Here is a 3,048-nt window from a genome sequence, read left to right on the forward strand (position 1 = left end):
GTCCACTTCTAGCCTATCTACCTCATCATCTCTGAGGGGTCTTACTTCATTTCTGAATGGGAAATCTCATCTCGAGGCGAGTTTCACACTTAGATGCTTTCAGCGTTTATCTCATCCGTACATAGCTACTCAGCGATGCTCCTGGCGGAACAACTGATACACCAGTGGTACGTCCACCCCGGTCCTCTCGTACTAAGGGCAGCTCCTCTCAAATTTCCTACGCCCGCGACGGATAGGGACCGAACTGTCTCACGACGTTCTGAACCCAGCTCGCGTACCGCTTTAATGGGCGAACAGCCCAACCCTTGGGACCGACTACAGCCCCAGGATGCGATGAGCCGACATCGAGGTGCCAAACCTCCCCGTCGATGTGGACTCTTGGGGGAGATAAGCCTGTTATCCCCAGGGTAGCTTTTGTCCGTTGAGCGATGGCCCTTCCATGCGGAACCACCGGATCACTAAGCCCTACTTTCGTACCTGCTCGACTGGTAAGTCTCACAGTCAAGCTCCCTTGTGCCTTTACACTCTGCGAATGATTTCCAACCATTCTGAGGGAACCTTTGGGCGCCTCCGTTACTTTTTGGGAGGCGACCGCCCCAGTCAAACTGCCTGCCAGACACTGTCTTCCACCACGCTAAGTGGTGTGAGTTAGAGTGTTCATACAACGAGGGTAGTATCCCACGTTTGCCTCCATCGAAACTAGCGTCCCGATTTCTACGGCTCCTACCTATGCTGTACAAGCTGCACAAACACTCAATATCAAGCTACAGTAAAGCTCCATGGGGTCTTTCCGTCCTGTCGCGGGTAACCCGCATCTTCACGGGTCTTTAAATTTCACCGAGTCTCTCGTTGAGACAGCGCCCAGATCGTTACACCTTTCGTGCGGGTCGGAACTTACCCGACAAGGAATTTCGCTACCTTAGGACCGTTATAGTTACGGCCGCCGTTTACTGGGGCTTCAATTCGTACCTTCGTCGAAACTAAGTACTCCTTTTAACCTTCCAGCACCGGGCAGGTGTCAGCCCCTATACGTCATCTTACGATTTTGCAGAAACCTGTGTTTTTGATAAACAGTCGCCTGGGCCTATTCACTGCGGCTCAGCTTGCGCTGAGCACCCCTTCTCCCGAAGTTACGGGGTCATTTTGCCGAGTTCCTTAACGAGAGTTCACTCGCTCACCTTAGGATGCTCTCCTCGACTACCTGTGTCGGTTTGCGGTACGGGCAGGTAAACACTAACTAGAAGCTTTTCTCGGCAGCGTGACATCACGGACTTCCCTACTTTATTTCGGTCCTCATCACAACTTGTCCGTATAAGTGCAAGCATTTAACTCACACTAAGACTCATTGCTTGACCCAGCATTTCCAGCAGCTGGGATCCGTTAGCCTTCTGCGTCCCTCCATCGTTCAAACATGTTCACCTGGTACAGGAATCTCAACCTGTTAGCCATCGACTACGCCTTTCGGCCTCGCCTTAGGTCCCGACTAACCCTGGGAGGACGAGCCTTCCCCAGGAAACCTTAGTCATACGGTGGACAGGATTCTCACCTGTCTTTCGCTACTCATACCGGCATTCTCACTTCTAAGCGCTCCACCAGTCCTCACGGTCTGACTTCATTGCTCTTAGAACGCTCTCCTATCGCGCCACTTACGTGGCACCCGTAGTTTCGGTGGTGTGTTTAGCCCCGGTACATTTTCGGCGCAAAATCACTCGACTAGTGAGCTATTACGCACTCTTTAAATGGTGGCTGCTTCTGAGCCAACATCCTAGTTGTCTATGCAACTTCACATCCTTTTCCACTTAACACACACTTAGGGACCTTAACTGACGATCTGGGCTGTTCCCCTTTCGACAATGGATCTTATCACTCACTGTCTGACTCCCGGACATACGTGATTGGCATTCGGAGTTTATCTTAGTTTAGTAACCCGAGATGGGCCCCGCACCAAAACAGTGCTCTACCTCCAACACGCTTTCTTCCGAGGCTAGCCCTAAAGCTATTTCGGAGAGAACCAGCTATCTCCAAGTTCGATTGGAATTTCACCGCTACCCACACCTCATCCCAACATTTTTCAACATGTATGGGTTCGGGCCTCCAGTGCGTTTTACCACACCTTCACCCTGGACATGGGTAGGTCACCTGGTTTCGGGTCTACAACAACATACTCATTCGCCCATTTCAGACTCGCTTTCGCTACGGCTCCGGTCTTTCCACCTTAACCTTGCATGTTATCGTAACTCGCCGGTTCATTCTACAAAAGGCACGCTATCACCCATTAACGGGCTCTAACTTGTTGTAGGCACATGGTTTCAGGAACTTTTTCACTCCCCTTCCGGGGTGCTTTTCACCTTTCCCTCACGGTACTGGTTCACTATCGGTCACTAGGGAGTATTTAGCCTTACGAGATGGTCCTCGCAGTTTCCAACTGGATTTCACGTGTCCAGCCGTACTCAGGATCCTACACGGGAGTTTGCTTACTTTCGCATACGGGGCTATCACCCAGTGTCGCTCAGCTTCCCAGCTGATTCTGCTAATAAACAAATTTGTAACTCCACAACGGTAGTCCTACAACCCCAGAATGCAAGCACTCTGGTTTGGGCTTCTCCGTGTTCGCTCGCCGCTACTGACGGAATCGATTTTTCTTTATTCTCCTGTTGCTAATGAGATGTTTCAGTTCACAACGTCTACCATCGTTTAACTATGTATTCATTAAACGATAACTTGCATAACAAGTTAGGTTCCCCCATTCGGAAATCCCCGGATCAAAGCTTACTTACAGCTCCCCGAGGCATATCGGTGTTAGTCCCGTCCTTCATCGGCTCCTAGTGCCAAGGCATTCACCATGCGCCCTTAATAACTTAACCGATCAACTTTCGTTGATGATTTCGTTTGAGTATTGTGACTCAATGGTCACAAGCGATTTTAAACTTATTTAAAAAACTCAAAAAATTACGCGGTGTATTTTTTCGGCTCAATTTAATTGATAAAAATCAATTTAAATGAATTTAAAAATTTACAATTATGATTCAGTTTTCAAAGAACTAATAG

Annotated in this window: 1 rRNA gene; it reads right to left on the bottom strand. The window is 49.2% G+C overall.

The window, feature by feature from the left end:
- Positions 1 to 2,864: ribosomal RNA gene (locus FFM62_RS09865) — 23S ribosomal RNA — on the bottom strand; the annotation flags it as partial.
- Between the last annotated feature and the right edge of the window lie 184 nt (positions 2,865 to 3,048).

The organism is Weissella thailandensis (assembly GCF_005405465.1).
Taxonomy (GTDB): domain Bacteria; phylum Bacillota; class Bacilli; order Lactobacillales; family Lactobacillaceae; genus Weissella; species Weissella thailandensis.